Consider the following 16,192-nt stretch of genomic DNA (forward strand, 5'->3'; position numbering starts at 1 on the left):
CTCACGAGGCCTCGAGCGCGCTGATCCGCAGGAACCCCTGCGCCGTACCGGGTGTGTGGCTGGTCATCGTGAGCCGGACCTCGCCGGTGACGACGGCCGCGAACGTGACCGTCGCCTGGTCACCCGCCCACGTGAGCCGCGGGTCCCGCACCGGCTCGAGGCCCCGTGACGTCCGGCAGGCGACCTCGATGGTCGCCGGCCGCGCCAGGACGTCGGACACCACGAACCGCGCCGTGACCGTGCCGATCCGCCGGGGCGCGGGCCAGGTGAGCGACACCCAGTCCCCGGCCCGCGACCGGCTCACCGCGTTCAACGTCGCCGTCGCCTGCTTCAGGTAGTGGTTCGACCAGCCGGTGGCCGGGTCGCCGTCGAGCATCGCCGTGGGCAGCGTGTCCGGCGCGCCCGCGTAACTCGCGTCGGCCGATGGCCCAGCGGCGAGGCCATCGGCCGACTCCCGGGCCCGCGCACCCGGACCGTTGCGCTGCCCGGAACTCGTCCCCGGCAGCGCGATCTTCGCGGTCTTCAACCCCGGTGCGGACGCGGTGACGGTGACCGTCCCGCGCCCGGTCGCCGCGATCACGGCGACGGCCTGGCCGTGGAACGCCGGGATCGACGGACGCTGGTAGCTCTGGGCCAGCTCTTGCCGGCCGTTGTCCACCCCGGCGACGCGGCCCGGCCCGCGGACGGCGAACCGGAGCACCGGTTCGGCGCCGGGCACGACGGTTCCGCGTGCGTCCACGACGCTCGCCGTCACGAACGACATAGCGCCTTCGCCCCTGGGTTCGGCGGTCAGCGTGAGCGCGTGCGGCGGTCCGGCCGTGACGAGCTGGTCGCGGGCCACCTCCTGTCCGCCCGCGGTGGCGATCGCGGTCAGGGTGCCCGGCGCGAAGGGCACGGTCCAGGTCAGGTGCAGCTTGCCGGTGCTCCCGTTCGGGCTGGTGTAGCTGCCGGACGGGTCGTGCTTGTCGTCACCGGAGGGCTCGCTCGTCTCGAGGTACGGCCGTCCGTCCACAGTGGCCTTGTGGTCGAACTTCTTGACGCCCAGCGACTTCCCGTTGAGCACCAGCTCGACGGTGTCCACAGTGGAGTAGACCCAGACGGTGACCGGCTCGCCCGGGCGGTGGTTCGTCCAGTCCATCGGGAGCAGGTGGACCATCGGCCCGGTGGTCCACTGGCTGCGGAAGAGGTGGAAGGCGTCCTTCGGCAGGCCCGCGCTGTCGACCGCGCCGAAGAAGGACGTCTTGACCGGGAAGACGTCGTACGGCGTCGGCTCGCCGAGGTAGTCCTGCCCGGCCCAGAGGAACTGGCCCTGGCAGAACTTCCGGTCGCGGTCCTTCTTCAGCGAGTACTCCCCGCTGAAGGTCCACGAGGCCAGGTTGTTGTCGTAGGACGACGTCGACCGCTTGCCCGGTGTGTGGTTCTCCCCCGTGTTCAGGAGATCCGGGTCCTGGTACGCCCCGCGCGCCGAGGTCTCCGACGACGATTCGGACTCGAAGAAGAACTTGTCCGGATAGGTCGTGTGCAGGCCGTCGATCGACTGGGCGGTGTTGTAGTTGACGCCGAGGCCGTCGAGCTGCCGCAGGATGAGGTCCTGGGGCGAGCCGGGCGCGGGCACGCTGCGGTAGCGGTCGGAGCCCATGACGACCGGCCGGGTGGGGTCGATCGCCCGGACCGCGGCGATCAGCCCGGCGGCGATCTCCGGGCCGCCGGCCATCGAGGCGTCCGGGACCTCGTTGCCGATCGACCACAGCACGACCGCGGGCGAGTTCTTGGCCGCGTGAACCATCTCGGCGATGTCGCGCGCGCTCCACTCGTCGAAGTCGAGGTGGTAGTCGTAGGCGACCTTCCCGGTGCGCCAGCAGTCGAACGCCTCGACCATCAGGAGGATCCCGAGCCGTTCGCAGACGGTGACCAGCCCCGGCGCGGGCGGGTTGTGCGCGGTCCGCAGCGCGTTGACGCCCATCGCCCGCATCAGCCGCATCTGGCGCTCCAGCGCGGCGGGGTCGATCACCGCGCCGAGCGCACCCTGGCTCGCGTGGAGGTTGACGCCGCGCAGCTTCGTCGGGACGCCGTTGAGCGAGAACCCGTGGTCCGGGTGGAAGGCGAAGGAGCGGATGCCGAAGTCCGTCGTGGTCGTGTCGAGCACGCGCCCGGCCACGACGACGTCCGTGCGCAGGTGGTACAACGACGGCCGCTCGGTCGACCACAGCTGCGGGTCGCGGACCGGCAGCTCGGTGACGGCCCGGTGCGTCTGCCCGGCGGGCAGCGGGATGGTCGCCGAGCCGCGCGCGACCACGTGGCCCGCCGGGTCGGTGACCGTCGTGCGCACCTCCGCGGCCACCGCCCCGGCGGAGTCGTTGGCGACGTCGGTGGTGACCTGCACCGTGGAGACGTCCGGGGTCGTGACGAAGGTGCCGTGCCGGGCGACGTGCACCGGGTCGGTGACGACCAGGCGGACGTTGCGGTAGATGCCGCTGCCCGAGTACCAGCGGCTGCTCGGCAGGCGGTTGGTCGCGCGCACCGCGAGCACGTTCGGGGTGCGGCCGTCGGTGTGCAGCCGGCCGGTGAGGTCGAAGCTCCAGCCGGTGTAGGCGTACGGGTGCCGGCCGAGCAGCTCGCCGTTGAGGCGGACGTGCGCGTCCGAGTAGACGCCGTCGAACTCGACCGAGACGCGCCGGCCGGCGAGCGCGGGCGGCAGCGTGAACGTCTTCCGGTACCAGCCGAGGCCGCCGCGGAAGAAGCCGGACGCGCTGCTGGTGCCGCCGTGGTCGACGGGCGGAAGCTCGATGCTCCAGTCGTGCGGGACGTCGACGGCCTGCCAGGCCGAGTCGTCGAAGGCCGGGTCCGCGAAGTGGTCTTCGGGGCCGGTGACGTCGTCGGCGTTCACGAGGACGAACCGCCAGCCGGTGCCCAGGTCCGTGGCGCGGCCGGTGAGCGTCAGGCCCGGCCGGGAGAGCGCCTCGGCGGCCTGCGCGACGGGCGCGAGCGCCGTCGTCAGCGCGGCCACGCCGACCCCGCCGAGCACCTGCCGCCTGCTGGGACCCGGATCGTTCGGCATGGGCGTTCCTTCCCGGCGACGGTGCTCGGAGGCGCGGAAGCACTATGGCACAGGATTTTCCCGCCAGACAAAGGCTTCGATCATTTCGAACCGTGACAGCGGGCCAAGCGACCGCTTAGTATGGGTCCCGACCCCGAGGAGGCGGTTATGACCGAGTCCATTGTGGACGGCGTACGGTACGGACGGGACGGCGCGGTCGCCACCGTGACGTTCGACAAGCCCGAGCGCAGCAACGCGATGGACGTCCCGATGCAGGCCCGCTACGGCGCGGCGCTGCGGGAGGCGGACGCGGACCCCGAGGTGCGCGCGGTGGTCGTCACCGGCGCCGGACGGGCGTTCTGCCCCGGCGCCGACCTGGGGTTGCTCGACGGCATCGCCGCCGCCCCGCCCGCGGCGGGCGGCGGCCACGAGAACTTCCGCGACGTCCTGGCGGCGGCAACGGTGGGCGTCCCGGTGGTGGCGGCGATCAACGGCGGCTGCGCCGGCCTGGGTTTCGTGATCGCGTGCGCGGCGGACGTCCGCTTCGCGGCGGCGGGCGCCAAGTTCACCACGGCGTTCGCCCGGCGCGGCCTGATCGCCGAGTACGGCATCGCGAAGCTTCTGCCGGAGCTGGTCGGGCAGGGCCGGGCCCGCGACCTGCTGCTGTCCGGCCGCACGTTCACGGCGGAGCAGGCGCTGGACTACGGCCTGGTCCAGGAGATCGTCCCGCCTGGTGAGCTGTCGTTGCGGGCCCAGGCGTACGCGACGGAGCTGGCGACGTACAGCGCGCCGCGTTCGATGGCGGTGATGAAGCAGCAGTTCGCCCGGGAAGCGGCGCTGTCCTTGCAGGACTCGGCCCGCGAGGCAACGGCGCTGATGATCGACTCCTTCGGCCGCCCCGAGCTGGCCGAGGGGCTGGCCAGCTGGAACGAACGCCGTATCCCGAAGTTCCCGCCCCACCCGGCGGACTGAACGGTCCGTGAAGGCCACCTTGAGGGACTCTATGTCCCTCAAGGTGGCCTTCACGGACTTGGGCTACCGCGTCAGCCGCGGGTCCAGCTCTGGGCCGCGCTCTGGTTGCAGTCGTAGATCTGCAGCTGGGTCCCGTCCACCGTGGTGCTGTTCGGGTCGTCCAGGCACTTGCCCGACTGCGGGTTCACCAGCGCTCCCGCCGTGCCCGCCTGCCACTTCTGGGCGCCTGAACTGTTGCACTGCCACAGCTGGACCTTCGTGCCGTTGGCCGTGCCGCTGTTGCTGACGTCCAGGCAGCCGCCCTGGGCCTGCAGGGAACCGTCGGCTGCGGAGAACCACTTCTGCGCGCCGCTCGAGTTGCACGTGTACAGCTGGGCGTGCGTCCCGTTCGCCGTGCCGCTCGTGGCGACGTCCAGGCACTTGCCCGCGACGCCCGAAGACACCGGGCCGAGGTGCGGAAGCGTGCCGTCGTACGACGGCGGCGGGCTCGACGCCGCCCACCCGGTGTTCGCCGACGTCCCGAGCGTGAACGCGAGCGTGCCGCCCGCGGTGATGGCCGACGTCGGGGCGTATGCGTTGTTCCACGCCCCGCCGTTCCAGGTCGCGCTCTGGACGTACGGCGCGTTGTCCGCCGCCGCCGGGGCGTTGACCGTCAGGGTGTTGCCGCTCGGCAGGCTGACCACCGCCTGGGTGAACAGCGGGCTGCCCAGCGCGAGGTCGGCCGTCCCCGGGGTCATCGGGTAGAAGCCCAGCGCGGAGAAGACGTACCACGCGCTCATCGCGCCCAGGTCGTCGTTGCCGGCCAGGCCGCCGGGGGCGTCCGTCCAGATCTGGTCCTGCACCTGGCGCACGACCTTCTGCGTCTTGTACGGCTGCCCGACGTAGTCGTACTCCCACGGCAGCTCGAGGCTCGGCTCGTTGCCGAGGTCGGCCTGGCTGCCGCCGCTGCCGTGGAACCCGGCCAGCACGCTGTCGAGGTAGCTGATCAGCGACGCGTTGCCACCCCGCGCCGACGCGAGCCCGGCGACGTTGAACGGCACCATGCCGGTGTACTGCCACGACGTGCCCTCGACGAAGTTCGACCCGCTCGCCGGGTTGAACCCGCCGGTCCAGCCGCCGCCCGCGTCGCGCGGCTGCATGAACCCGCTGGCGGTGTTGAAGGTGTTCTTCCAGTTCTGCGCGCGGCCGGCGTAGAACTGCTGGTTCGCGGTGTCCCCCAGCGCCCCGGCGAACGCCGAGAGCGCGAAGTCCGCCGTGTCGTACTCCAGCTGCGTCGAGACCGGGCCGTAGAAGTTGCAGCACTGGTAGGTGCCGTTGGCCGGCAGGTAGCCCGGCGCGTTCGTGGCGTTGAGCCCCGGCCGGATGTTGTTGGCCGCGCTCGCCTCGTGCAGCATCGCCTGCAACGCCGCCGAGGTGTCGAAGTTCTTGGCACCGAAGGCGTAGTAGCTCGCGAGGATCGCCGTGCCGGGATCACCGACCATCACGTACGTCTCGCCGTTGTTCTGCGCCCACTTGGGCAGCCCGCCGCCCTGGGCGTAGTCGGCGATCATCGACTGCGCGATGTCACTGGTCTGCGTTGGCGCCACCAAGGCCGTCAACTGCGCTTGGGTTCGGTAGATGTCCCAGCCGGAGAAGTTGGCGTACTGCGCCGAGTGTCCACTCGCGACGGTGTGCACCTGGTTGTCGAACCCGATGTACTGGCCGTTGCTGTCGGAGAAGACGTTGGGGTGCAACAGGGAGTGGTACAGCGCGGTGTAGAAGACGCGCTGCTGCGCCGTCGTTCCGCCGGCCACCTGGATCTTGCCGAGCATCGCGTTCCACGCGTTGTGCGCGGCGGTGTGGGTGGCGTTGAAGTCGAACCCGGGGATGTCCGCGGCCCGGTTCGCGACGGCGTTGGCCACCGAGACGTACGAGACGCCGACCTTGGCCTGCACGGTCCGGTTGGTCGTCGTGTCGAAGCGGACGTACGAGCTGCCCGGGCCCGCGGCCGGGGCCGCCGGAGCCGCGGCGGCCTTCGAGGTGCCGTGCAGCTTGTCCGGCGAGGCCTTGGGCGTCACGGCCGGGGCCGCCGCCGTGCCGCTGGTGCTGAACGGCCGGTCGAAGACCAGGTCGAAGTAGAGCGTGTAGGTGAACCCGGCGCCGCAGAAGTGCCCGGACGTGACCGAACCGGACACCTCGGTCGGGCTGACCACGGTCCACGTCTGGTTCGACGTGCCGTTCTGGCTGCCGTTGAGCTTGAAGAGCAGGTTCGCCTGGGACGTCGACGGGAACGTGAACCGGCTGATCCCGGACCGCAGCGCGGTGGTCAGCTCGGTCTTGACACCGTTGTCGAGGCCCACGGAGTAGTAGCCCGCGTCGGCGGTTTCGTTCGCGTGGGAAAAGGAGTCCGTCGCGCCGGTGTTGACCGTGCCGACCGTCGGCAGAATGGGGACGTCACCGTCGGCACCACAGCCCGGACCGGACAAATGCGTCAAACTGAAACCGGTGATCGAGGAGTCCTTGTATTCGTACCCGCCGCCGTCCGGGCGGCTGGGCGTGTCGGGACTCCACTGCACCATGCCGAAGGGCACGTCGGCGCCGGGGAAGTCATCGGCGGCGTTGGACGTGCCGATGAAGGGGTTCACCACGGACGCGGGATCGGCGACCAGCGTCGCCGCGGAAGCGGAAAGGGGAATCAAGCCGGCCATGGCCAGCACGGAAGCGGCGGATAACCGCATGAGGGAACGCAAGACCATGTCACTTGTCCTTCGCCGTTGAGCACAAGTACTTGAGCTATGCGATTCGAAACGGTCCTCGCGGGCTGACACCGTTGTCAACGGTCCGTGGTGATCCTGTCGCGTTCCGGACACGACCGGGTGAAGCCGATGACTTTTCCGGCCGCCGCCGTCAGTACTGAAGTCCGCGAAACACCGCAAGGAGACACCCCATGGCGAAACTGCTCTACGGCTTCAGCATGTCCCTCGACGGCTTCCTCGCCGGCCCCGGCGGCGACATGTCGTGGCTGACCCCGTACCTGCGCCCCGACCCGGCCGTTGACGACCTGATCCCGCGGATCGGCGCGCTGCTGGTCGGGCGCCGCACGTTCGGCGGCGACGACCCCCACCGCGGCGACCCCGAGCGCGAGGGCAAGGCCTTCGGCGGCGGCTGGGAGGGCCCGCAGTTCGTGCTGACCCACCGCCCGGCGGCGCCGGTCCCGGACGTCACCTTCGTCGGCGACCTGCGAGAAGCCGTCGACGCGGCGAAGGCGGCCGCGGGTGACAAGTATGTCAACGTCCTCGGCGCCGACGTCGCCCGCCAGTGCCTCGAAGCCGGCCTGCTCGACGAGATCCTGGCGATGCCGGTCCCGGTCCTGCTCGGCGACGGGATCCGCATCTTCGACCACCCCGGCGGCAAGACCGTCCCGCTGGAACCCCTGGCGCCGAACTGGTTCCGGGTGGTCCGCTAGGGCCGCATGCCGAAGGAGGGGCGGCCCACCAGCTTCGGCAGCACGGCGTAGGCGTCGCCGACCCAGTCGCAGAGCCGGGCGCGGGTCTCGCGGGGGTCGATGACGTCCTCCACCGCGAAGCGCTCGGCCGTGCGGAACGGTGAGCGGACGGCGTCGAGGCGGGTGCGGATCTCCTCGATCCGCGCCTCGCGGTCGTCGGCCGCGTCGAGTTCGGCTCGGTAGGCCGCTTCGATGCCGCCTTCGACCGGCAGGGAACCCCAGTCGCCCGAAGGCCAGGCCCAGCGGCGGACCAGGCGGTGGCGGTTGGTCTGGCCCGCGCCGCCGACGCCGAACACGCGCCGGACGATCACCTCGGCCATCGGCACCCGCGCCTGGTAGACCGCGGTCACCGCGCGGGCGCCGTGGCGGATCGCGCCCGCGCGCTCGGCCGCCGCGCCGATCACCATGCCGGCCTGGTCCGTCAGCGACACCAGCGGCAGGTGGAACGTCTCGCAGAGGTCGACGAGCCGGGTCATGACGTCGGCGCCCTCGGGCGTCAGCGTCGCGCCGCGGTACGGGTCGGTGGCGAGCACGCCCACCGGATGTCCGTTGAGCCGTGCCAATCCCGCGTACGCCGAGCCGCCCGACACGGCGTAGTCGAACACCGAGCCCTCGTCGAAGACGCCCTCCAGCAGCGGCCGCAGCCGGTAGGGGTGCCGCCGGTTGCGCGGGACGAGCGAAAGCAGCGCCTCCTCACGCCGGTCCACCGGGTCCGAAGTGGACCCGACCGGCGGCAGTGAGTCCACAGAGGACGGCAGGTACGACAGGAACTGCTTCAGCACGGCGAAAGCTTCGGCCTCGGACGCCACGATCCGGTCCACCGCGCCGCTGCGCCGGTGCACCTCGGCACCGCCCAGTTCCTCCTTGGTGAGGTCCTCCCCCGTCGCGTGCTTCACGACCGGCGGCCCGGCGACGAACAGCTGCGCGACGTCCTCGACGAGCACGCACAGGTGCGACATGACCGCCCGCGCGGCACCCAGCCCGGCGACCGGGCCGAGGCACGCCGCGACGACCGGCACCGTGGACAGGTTGTCCACCACCAGGTCCCAGCCGGGGTTCACCGGGACGTAGGTGAACCCGTGCTGCTCCAGCATCTTGACGCTGCCGCCACCGCCGGTGCCCTCGATCAGCCGCACCATCGGCAGGCCCAGCTCGTTGGCCAGCCGCTCGGCGTAGACCTGCTTCTCCATGATCGCCGCGTCGGCCGCGCCGCCGCGCACGGTGAAGTCGTCGCCGCCGATCGCGACGCGGCGGCCGTCGAGCCGGGCGGTGCCGATGACGAAGTTGGCCGGGGTGAACGACTCCAGCTCGCCGTCCACATAGGACGCCGTCCCGGCCAGCGCGCCGATCTCGTCGAAGGTGCCGGGGTCGGCGAGCGCCGCGATGCGTTCGCGGACCGTCGAGCGCCCGGCCGCGTGCTGGCGGGCCACCTTCTCCGGCCCGCCCATCCGCTCGGCCAGCTCGCGCCGCCGCGCGATCTCGCCGACCTCCGGCTCCCAGCTCATGCGTCCCCGAGGGCCTGCTCGACCTTGCGCTGCAGCTTGTTCATGCCGCCGAGCCACCGGTCGGTGTCGGTGGCGCGCGCGGCGTAGTACCCGGCGACCTCTTCGTGCGGCAGCACCAGGAACCGCTTCTCCTCGATCGCCTTGAACAGCGCGTCCGCGACCTGCTCCGGCTCGATCGCCGACGCGCCCATCAGCAGCTGCCCGGCGGTGCCGGTGCTCTCCAGCATCGCCGTGCGCACGCCCTGCGGGCAGATCGCCTGGACGGTGAGGCCGCGGTGGCGATAGGTCGCCGACAGGTACTCGGCGAAGGCCAGCGCGCCGTGCTTGGTCACCGAGTACGGCGCCGAGCCGAGGCTGGTGAGCAGCCCGGCGGCGGAGACCGTCGCGATGAAGTGACCCTTGCCGCGTTCGAGCCACGCGGGCAGCAGCAGGTTGGCCGCGCGGACGTGCGCCATGACGTTGACGTCCCAGGTGCGCGCCCAGACCTCCTCGGGGCTTTCCGGGCCGCCGAAGGGCGCGATCCCGGCGTTGGCGCAGAAGACGTCGATCTCGCCGAGGGTCTCGCGGGCGCTCTCGACCAGCTTCGCGACGCCGTCGACGCTCGCGACGTCGCCGACGAACGCCGTCGCGCCGATCTCGGCCGCGACCTCGCCGACCTTGTCGCCGTCGAGGTCCGCCACGACGATCCGGGCGCCGTCCGCGGCGAAGCGGCGGGCCAGCGCGGCACCGATGCCGCCGCCCCCGCCGGTGATGACGACGCCGGTCACAGGCCACCGCCCAGGGTCACGCCGCCGTCGAGGACCATCGTCTGACCGGTGATCCAGCTCGCGTCGTCGGACAGCAGGAAGGCGACCGCGCCGGCGATGTCGGACGGCAGACCGAGGCGCTTCATCGGGTACGCCGAGGCGACCTCCTCCTCGCGGCCTTCGTACAGGGCGGTCGCGAACTTCGTCTTGACCACAGCCGGGGCGACGGCGTTGACCCGGATCTTCGGGCCCAGCTCGGCGCCGAGCTCGACGGTCAGCCGGATCAGCGCGGCCTTGCTCACGCCGTACATCCCGATGCCGGGCGAGGCACCGAGGCCGGCGACGGAGGCGACGTTGACGACGGCGCCGCCGTGCTCGCCCATCCACGCGTCGCGGGCGCGCTTGGTCCAGCCGAGCGGTGCGAGCACGTTGACCCCGAGGATCTTGGCCGCGGCACCCGGGTCGATGTCGAGCGTCGAGCCGTAGACGGGGTTGATGCCGGTGTTGTTGACCAGGTAGTCGAGCCGGCCGAAGGTCTCGATCGTCTTCGCGACGGCCTCGTCCTGGTGGTCGGTGTCGTCGGACTTGCCGGGGACGAACATCGCGACGTCCGGGCCGCCGAGGGAGTTGACGGCCTCTTCCAGGGCTTCGGGCTTGCGCGCGGTGATGCACACCTTGGCGCCGCGTTCGACGAGCGTCTTCGCGATGCCGAGGCCGATGCCCCGGCTGGCCCCGGTGACGATCGCGACGCGATCCTTGAACGAGTTCACGGCAGTGTGTCTCCTTCGGCGGTTGCCCGGAACATACTAAGCGGTCGGTTGTCGGTGCCATTATGCGCGATCCGCCCGCGTCCTCAAGACCGCGCGCGTCACACGCGGCGTCAGCTCAGCTCGTAGTGCACCAGCTGCGCGCCGCCGGTCGCGTAGTTGGCCACGTCCGCGGAGACCGCCTTGCCCTCCTCCGACCCCAGCGCGGCGGCCATGGCCTCGGCCGACTCGAAGTCGCCGTGGAAGACCGCGAAGTACGGGCTGGCGTCGCGCAGGCCCTCGACGTCGAAGGCGTGCTGCATCCGCACGAGGCCGGGGAGCTTCGCCGCCAGCGGCAGGTGGACGCGGGTGTAGTGGTCCTTGAAGTGCTCGGGGTCGGCGGGCGGCGGGTAGAGGACGGTGAGCCGGTGCACGGGCGGTCCTTTCGTCGAGGGAAGGCGGTCGCGACCGCCTCCAGGACAGTAGCGAGGGGCCCGGCCGCCGCGCTCAGTCAGCGGGCCCGGTACCCGCCTTCGGTTCGTCCGGCACGACGACGAGGCTGACGACCCGCCGGATGCGGCCCTCCCGGGCGTGGCCCATCCGCGAGACGACCGCCCGCTCGATCTCCTCGACCATCACGTCGAACTCGTCTTCGGTCAGCCACACCGCCGCCTGGCGGTAGACCACGCCGTCGGCGACCGGATCGGCGTCGTCGTGGGCGAGGTAGCGGTCGAAGTCCCCCATCAGCGACGCCGCGAACGTCGTGTACGCCCGCAGGTGCTGCTCCTTCGACATCGCCGCGCGCGCCGCGGGGTCGACCACGGCCTCCTCCTTGCGCACCCGGTAGCTGCGCTCGATCGTGCCGCGCACGCGCCGCTCCTCCGCCACCTCCAGCACGCCCGCCTCGGCCAGCACCGCGATCTGCCGGTACATCGTGGCCGGCGCGATGTCGGGGATGCGCTCCCGCAGCTGCGCGGTGGTCAGCGGGTCGGCGTCGAACAGCGCTTGCAGGATGCGCATCCGGACGGGGTGCAGGAGAAGTTCCGCGGTGGCCATGGACGAATGTTCTCACATGCGATACCTTTCTCGCCGTTGAGAATGTTTTCACGATCGAGAATGTTGGGGGAAGCCCGTGCGGGAAGTCGACATGACGGTGACCGGGGACGACGGCCTGCGGCTGGCCGGCACCCTGGCCCTGCCCGGCGGCCCCGGACCGCACCCGGCCGCCGTACTGCTGCACGGGTCCGGGCGGCTGGACCGCGACGGCAACACCGCCCGGCTCCGCGTGGACACCGGACCGGCACTGGCCGCCGCGCTCGCGGACGCCGGGATCGCCACGCTGCGCTACGACCGGCGCGGTGTCGGCGCCACCCCCGGCGACTGGCGCGCGACCGGGTTCACCGACAACCGCCGCGACGGCGCCGCCGCCGTGCGCGCCCTGGCCGGGCGTCCCGAGATCCGCGCGGACGCCGTCGCCGTGGTCGGGCACAGCGAAGGCGCCGTCCACGCCATGACTCTGGGCGCACGGCCGGACGTCGCCGCGGTGGTGTTGCTGGCCGGGTTCGCCCGTCCCGGCGAAGACGCCTTGCGCTGGCAGGCCGGGAACATCGTGCGCGAGCTACCGGGATTCGCACGGCCGGTCGTGCGGGCCGTCGCGAGGCGGCAGCTGGCCCGGATCAAGGCCGGGAGCACGCGCGTGGCCGGGCGGCGGCTGAACGCCCGATGGATGCGGGAGCTGCTCGCCCACGACCCGCGCGCGGACCTGGCGGCCGTCCGGGTCCCCGTCCTCGCCATCACCGGCGGCAAGGACCTCCAGACCGACGCCGCGGACCTGGCCGAGATCCGCCGGCTCGTGCCCGGCCAGGCCGAGATCCACCGGATCGACGACCTCACCCACCTGCTGCGCCGCGACCCCGGCGCCGCGTCGGTGCGCTCCTACCCGAAGCTGCTGCGCCGGCCGGTCGACCCCGGCCTGCTCACCCAGGTGTCCGGCTGGCTGGCTCACCAGCTGAAAGCCGCCGAACTGTCCTGACAAATTTCGCCTTGCCTCCACCCAATCTTCGAAAGAGAAGGAACCCAGTGACCACCACCTCCCCCGTCCGGCGGAAAACCGGCCTGCCGCTCTTCTGGGCCGTCACGTTCACGACGAGCTGGGCCTGCTGGCTCGTCGCGATCCTGCTCGGCGGATCGCCGCTGAGCTCGCCCACGGCGATCCCCTACCTGATCGGCGGGTTCGGCCCGGTCGTCGGCGCGATCGTGCTCCGCGTGCGCCGGGCCCGCCGCCACGAAGACGCCCCCGCGCACGCGGTGAGCTCCCGGCCGGGCGTGCGGTGGCTCTGGGTGGTGCCCCTGCTGGCGCTGGCCTCGGCCACCGTGGTGGCCGCCGCGTACCTCGCGGGCGCCCTCGGCGGGCCCGCGCCGAGCCTGACCGCGGGAAAGGACCTGATCGCGACCCTCGGCGGACCCGTGCCGTTCGTCGTCAGCATGCTGATCGGCGGCCCGCTGGCCGAGGAGCCCGGCTGGCGCGGCACGGCGTACCCGCGCCTGCGCGCGTCGATGGGCCGCCTCCAGGCCGGGCTGCTGCTGGGTGTCGTGTGGGCCGTCTGGCACCTGCCGCTGTTCTTCATCACCGGCACCGTCCAGTCGTCGTTCGGGCTGGTCAGCTGGAGCGGGCTGCTGTTCTGCCTCAGCGTCGTCCCGATGGCCCTGCTGACCTGCTACGCCTACGAACGAGCGGGCGTCGTGGCGTCGATCGCGGTCCACTTCGGCGTCAACACGACCGTCGCCCTGCTGACCGCCACCGCACCCATGACGCAGGCGCTCGTGCTGGCGGTGCAACTGGTCGTCGTGCTCGCGCTGCTCGGCCGCAGCCCGCGACCGGCCGCGGCGGTCACCCGGCCGGCCAGAGCATGACGACCATCGCCGCGGCCATGACCACGTGCGCCAGGTGGGAAACCCGTTCGGCGGCACGGGTTCCGGGGCGCAGGCCGCGGATCGCGAACCACGCCCCGGCGGCCGCCAGCGCGAGAACGAACACCCAGCCCAGCGAGGTCGACGCGATCATGCCGGCTCGCAGTGGCAGGAACTGCTCGTTTCCCGGCCGTAGGTGTCGTGGTACGGCCATTCGTTGACGTAACGCGGGCGGGGCATCGGGGTCAGGTCGAGGAGCTGGTAGGTGCTCATCAGGAACTCGGTGCCGCGCCCGTAGGTCGTGTACGTGTGGAAGACGGTGTCGCCGTCGCGGACGAAGACGCTGATCGCCTGTCCGTCCCCCTTGGTCACGAACGCGGTCTTCGGGCTGCGCGCCAACGTCTCCTCGTTCTTGTAGTTGAACTCGACGGGCGCGACGGATTCGTCGTTGGTGACGTGGAAGTCGAAGTTGAAGTCGCTGCCCGCCGAGGAGTACCACGGGATCGTCCAGCCCATCCGGGCCCGGAACGGCTCGATCTCGGCCAGGGGCGCGCGGGAGACGAGGGCGAACGTCGTGCCGGTGGCGTGCAGGTGGTCCAGCCGGCCGACGCTGTCGATGGTGAACGAACAGCTCGCGCACCCCTCGTCCGAGGCCTGGGCACCGCGGGCTCTGGCCGCCGCGTTGTTCCACATGAAGTGGTAGACGATCAGCTGGCTGCGGCCCTCGAAGAGGTCGACGAGCCGCACGGCGCCGGCCGGGCCGTCGAAGGTGTACTCCTCGTCGATCCGGACCATCGGCAGCGCGCGGCGCGACTCGGTCACCGCGTCCTGCGTGCGCATGGCCGCCTTCTCCCGCTCGAGCAGCTCCAGCCGGGCGGCCAGCCACTCGTCGCGGGAGACGATTTCGGGAAGGGTCATGGTCTTTCTCGCTTTCAGCGCAGTTCCTCGACGGCGGACTTCAGGCCGGCCAGCGCCGCGCGGTAGAACCGGGGCCCGTAGGACACCCGGGCCACGCCCAGCTCCCGGAGCGCGGCCAGGTCGAGCCGGTCGCCGGTGTTGCCGTTGACCGGGCCGGGCAGTTCCGCGACGAGGGTGGCGAGGTCGCGGCGCTCGCGGACACCGATCGGGTAGACGCAGTCGGCGCCGGCCTCCAGGTACAGGCGGCCCCGGCGGACCGTCTCCGCGACGCGGTCCGGCTCGGGGATCCCGCTGGCAGGCAGGAAAGCGTCGACGCGGGCGTTGACGACGAGCGGGACGCCGCGTTCCGTCGCGGCGGCGCGGACCTCCGCGAGCCACTCGGCGTGCGCGTCGGCGTCGGCGAGGCCGCTGGCGCGATGGTCGGTGTCCTCCAGGTTGCAGCCGGCCGCGCCGATCTCCAGCAACCGGTCCACCAGCTCCCCCGGCGCCAGGCCGTAACCGGCCTCGGCGTCCACCGTGACCGGGACCGGGACGGCCCGGGCGATCCGCCCGGCCGCCGCGAACATCTCCTGCCAGGGCGCGCCTTCGCCGTCGGGGTGGCCGAGCATCGCCGAGATGGCGGCGCTGGCCGTGGCGACCACGGGGAACCCCGCTTCGGCGACGATCACCGCGCTGGCGGCGTCCCACGCGTTGGGCAGCACCAGCATCGGGCCGCTGTGCAGCCCGCGGAGCTTTTCGGCGTGGGCCTTCAGGTCCGTCTCACTCATCGTTGGTCCTTTCGTCGGATGTTCAAGCGCGCAACGACCGTGGCAGGCCGAACGCGGGCAGCAGCGAGTTGTCGTGGAACCGGGTCAGCGCGGTGATCCGGGCCCCGGTCAGGGTCAGCACGAGCAGGCCGTGCGCGTGCAGGATCGGCGACGCCGGATCGCGGACGTAGTAGCCGAACGCCGGCTGGCCGTTGGCCCGGGTCGGGACCAGCACCCGCCGGCCGCCCTCGCGCAGCGCGACGGTCGCCAGGAAGTGCCCGACGGCCTCGGCGCCCCGGTACTCCAGCGGCAGCGGCGGCATGGTCAGCCACGCGTCGCCGGTCAGCATGGCCACGATCGCCGCGACGTCACCGGCTTCGAACGCGCGGGTGAACTCGGCCACGACCCGGCGCTCCTCCGGCGAGTCCGGCAGCGGGGTGCCCGCCCAGCCGGGATCCGGGGCCAGCGCGGCGCGGGCTCGTTTCAGCGCGCTGGTCACCGCGTTCTCCGTCGCGGCGAGGATGTCCGCGACCTCGGCGGCCCGGAAGCCCAGCACGTCCCGCAGGACGAGGACGGCCCGCTGCCGCGGCGGCAGGCGCTGCAGCGCGGCCAGGAACGCCAGGGACACCGACTCCCGGGCCTCGTACCGCGCCTCCGGCCCGGGTGCGTGGTCGGCGAGCCCGTCGAGCAGCACGTCGGGGTAGGGCTCCAGCCAGCTCGGCTCCGCCCGGCGGTGGGTCGGTTCGGGCAACGGGACCTCCGATCGGCGGGCCGCGTCGCCGTGCGGCCGGCGCTCGGCGTCGCGCAGCGCGTTGAGACAGCGATTGGTCGCGATCCGGTAGAGCCACGTCCGCACCGACGCGCCTTCCCGGTAGCCGCCGATCCCGCGCCACGCGGCGAGCAGCGTCTCCTGCAGCAGGTCCTCGGCGTCCTGCACCGAGCCGAGGATGCGATAGCAGTGCACCTGCAGCTCGCGGCGGTACGGCTCGACGAGCTCGCGGAACGCCTCCCCGTCCCCCGCCCGCGCCGACGCCAGCAGCTCCCCGGCCCCTCGCATGGTGTCCCCTTCCGTCGCTCTCGGAGATCTCTCGGAGATACAGACACCGCCCACGCCGGAAAGTGGTCGGC

The 16,192-nt window shown here is 72.1% G+C and carries 15 protein-coding genes; 4 read left to right on the forward strand and 11 right to left on the reverse strand.

The features are described from left to right. Window position 1: 1 nt before the first annotated feature. The gene (locus VA596_RS22930) at window positions 2–3,058 is read right to left on the reverse strand and encodes a glycoside hydrolase family 2 TIM barrel-domain containing protein (protein ID WP_323329894.1); all 3,057 of its coding nucleotides are present in this window, start codon (window positions 3,056–3,058) and stop codon (window positions 2–4) included. Between the two features lie 147 nt (window positions 3,059–3,205). Here VA596_RS22930 and VA596_RS22935 point away from each other — a divergent pair, with 147 nt between their 5' ends. Beyond that, window positions 3,206–4,009, forward strand: coding sequence for an enoyl-CoA hydratase-related protein (locus tag VA596_RS22935; protein WP_323329895.1), 804 nt, complete (start codon window positions 3,206–3,208; stop codon window positions 4,007–4,009). 71 nt (window positions 4,010–4,080) lie between these two features. On the opposite strand, the gene VA596_RS22940 is transcribed toward VA596_RS22935, so the two are convergent. Further along, entirely contained in the window at window positions 4,081–6,726 is a 2,646-nt protein-coding gene (locus VA596_RS22940) for a lectin (RefSeq protein ID WP_323329896.1), read from the reverse strand. Between the two features lie 209 nt (window positions 6,727–6,935). On the opposite strand from VA596_RS22940, the gene VA596_RS22945 reads away from it, so the two are divergent. Beyond that, complete coding sequence (locus VA596_RS22945; RefSeq protein ID WP_323329897.1) at window positions 6,936–7,454, forward strand: dihydrofolate reductase family protein; 519 nt, start codon at window positions 6,936–6,938, stop codon at window positions 7,452–7,454. On the opposite strand, the gene VA596_RS22950 is transcribed toward VA596_RS22945, so the two are convergent. The 5 genes from VA596_RS22950 to VA596_RS22970 all read right to left on the reverse strand — a co-directional run bounded on the left by VA596_RS22950 (window position 7,451) and on the right by VA596_RS22970 (window position 11,546). Further along, on the reverse strand, window positions 7,451–8,998 hold the full coding sequence (locus VA596_RS22950) for an acyl-CoA carboxylase subunit beta (RefSeq protein ID WP_323329898.1): 1,548 nt from the start codon (window positions 8,996–8,998) through the stop codon (window positions 7,451–7,453). The two genes, VA596_RS22945 and VA596_RS22950, sit on opposite strands and share 4 nt — an antisense overlap. Continuing rightward, a complete protein-coding gene (locus VA596_RS22955) occupies window positions 8,995–9,765 on the reverse strand; it encodes an SDR family oxidoreductase (protein ID WP_323329899.1) in 771 nt (256 codons plus the stop codon). Before VA596_RS22955 ends, VA596_RS22950 begins: the two co-directional genes overlap by 4 nt. After that, window positions 9,762–10,514 (reverse strand): SDR family oxidoreductase, encoded by a 753-nt coding sequence (locus tag VA596_RS22960; protein WP_323329900.1) that lies wholly within the window; start codon window positions 10,512–10,514, stop codon window positions 9,762–9,764. Before VA596_RS22960 ends, VA596_RS22955 begins: the two co-directional genes overlap by 4 nt. Before the next feature lie 110 nt (window positions 10,515–10,624). Next, the gene (locus tag VA596_RS22965; RefSeq protein ID WP_323329901.1) at window positions 10,625–10,924 is read right to left on the reverse strand and encodes an EthD family reductase; all 300 of its coding nucleotides are present in this window, start codon (window positions 10,922–10,924) and stop codon (window positions 10,625–10,627) included. 73 nt (window positions 10,925–10,997) lie between these two features. Beyond that, window positions 10,998–11,546 (reverse strand): helix-turn-helix domain-containing protein, encoded by a 549-nt coding sequence (locus tag VA596_RS22970; protein WP_323329902.1) that lies wholly within the window; start codon window positions 11,544–11,546, stop codon window positions 10,998–11,000. Window positions 11,547–11,637: 91 nt separating this feature from the next. Between VA596_RS22970 and VA596_RS22975 the strand changes: the two genes are divergently transcribed. Further along, entirely contained in the window at window positions 11,638–12,522 is an 885-nt protein-coding gene (locus VA596_RS22975) for an alpha/beta hydrolase family protein (protein ID WP_323329903.1), read from the forward strand. A gap of 47 nt (window positions 12,523–12,569) precedes the next feature. Continuing rightward, window positions 12,570–13,403, forward strand: a complete 834-nt coding sequence (locus VA596_RS22980; protein WP_323329904.1) for a CPBP family intramembrane glutamic endopeptidase — start codon at window positions 12,570–12,572, stop codon at window positions 13,401–13,403. Here VA596_RS22980 and VA596_RS22985 read toward each other — a convergent pair. Genes VA596_RS22985 through VA596_RS23000 form a run of 4 tightly spaced genes read right to left on the reverse strand, consistent with a single transcriptional unit; the run spans window position 13,381 to window position 16,121 of the window. Next, entirely contained in the window at window positions 13,381–13,554 is a 174-nt protein-coding gene (locus tag VA596_RS22985) for a hypothetical protein (RefSeq protein WP_323329905.1), read from the reverse strand. The genes VA596_RS22980 and VA596_RS22985 overlap by 23 nt on opposite strands. After that, entirely contained in the window at window positions 13,551–14,318 is a 768-nt protein-coding gene (locus VA596_RS22990) for a DUF899 domain-containing protein (RefSeq protein WP_323329906.1), read from the reverse strand. Before VA596_RS22990 ends, VA596_RS22985 begins: the two co-directional genes overlap by 4 nt. Before the next feature lie 14 nt (window positions 14,319–14,332). Then, window positions 14,333–15,085 (reverse strand): isocitrate lyase/PEP mutase family protein, encoded by a 753-nt coding sequence (locus VA596_RS22995; RefSeq protein WP_323329907.1) that lies wholly within the window; start codon window positions 15,083–15,085, stop codon window positions 14,333–14,335. Window positions 15,086–15,107: 22 nt separating this feature from the next. Further along, entirely contained in the window at window positions 15,108–16,121 is a 1,014-nt protein-coding gene (locus VA596_RS23000; protein WP_323329908.1) for an RNA polymerase subunit sigma-70, read from the reverse strand. Window positions 16,122–16,192 lie beyond the last annotated feature (71 nt).

Origin of the sequence: Amycolatopsis heterodermiae (genome assembly GCF_034929455.1) — a bacterium.
In the GTDB taxonomy this organism is placed as follows: Bacteria; Actinomycetota; Actinomycetes; order Mycobacteriales; family Pseudonocardiaceae; genus Amycolatopsis; species Amycolatopsis heterodermiae.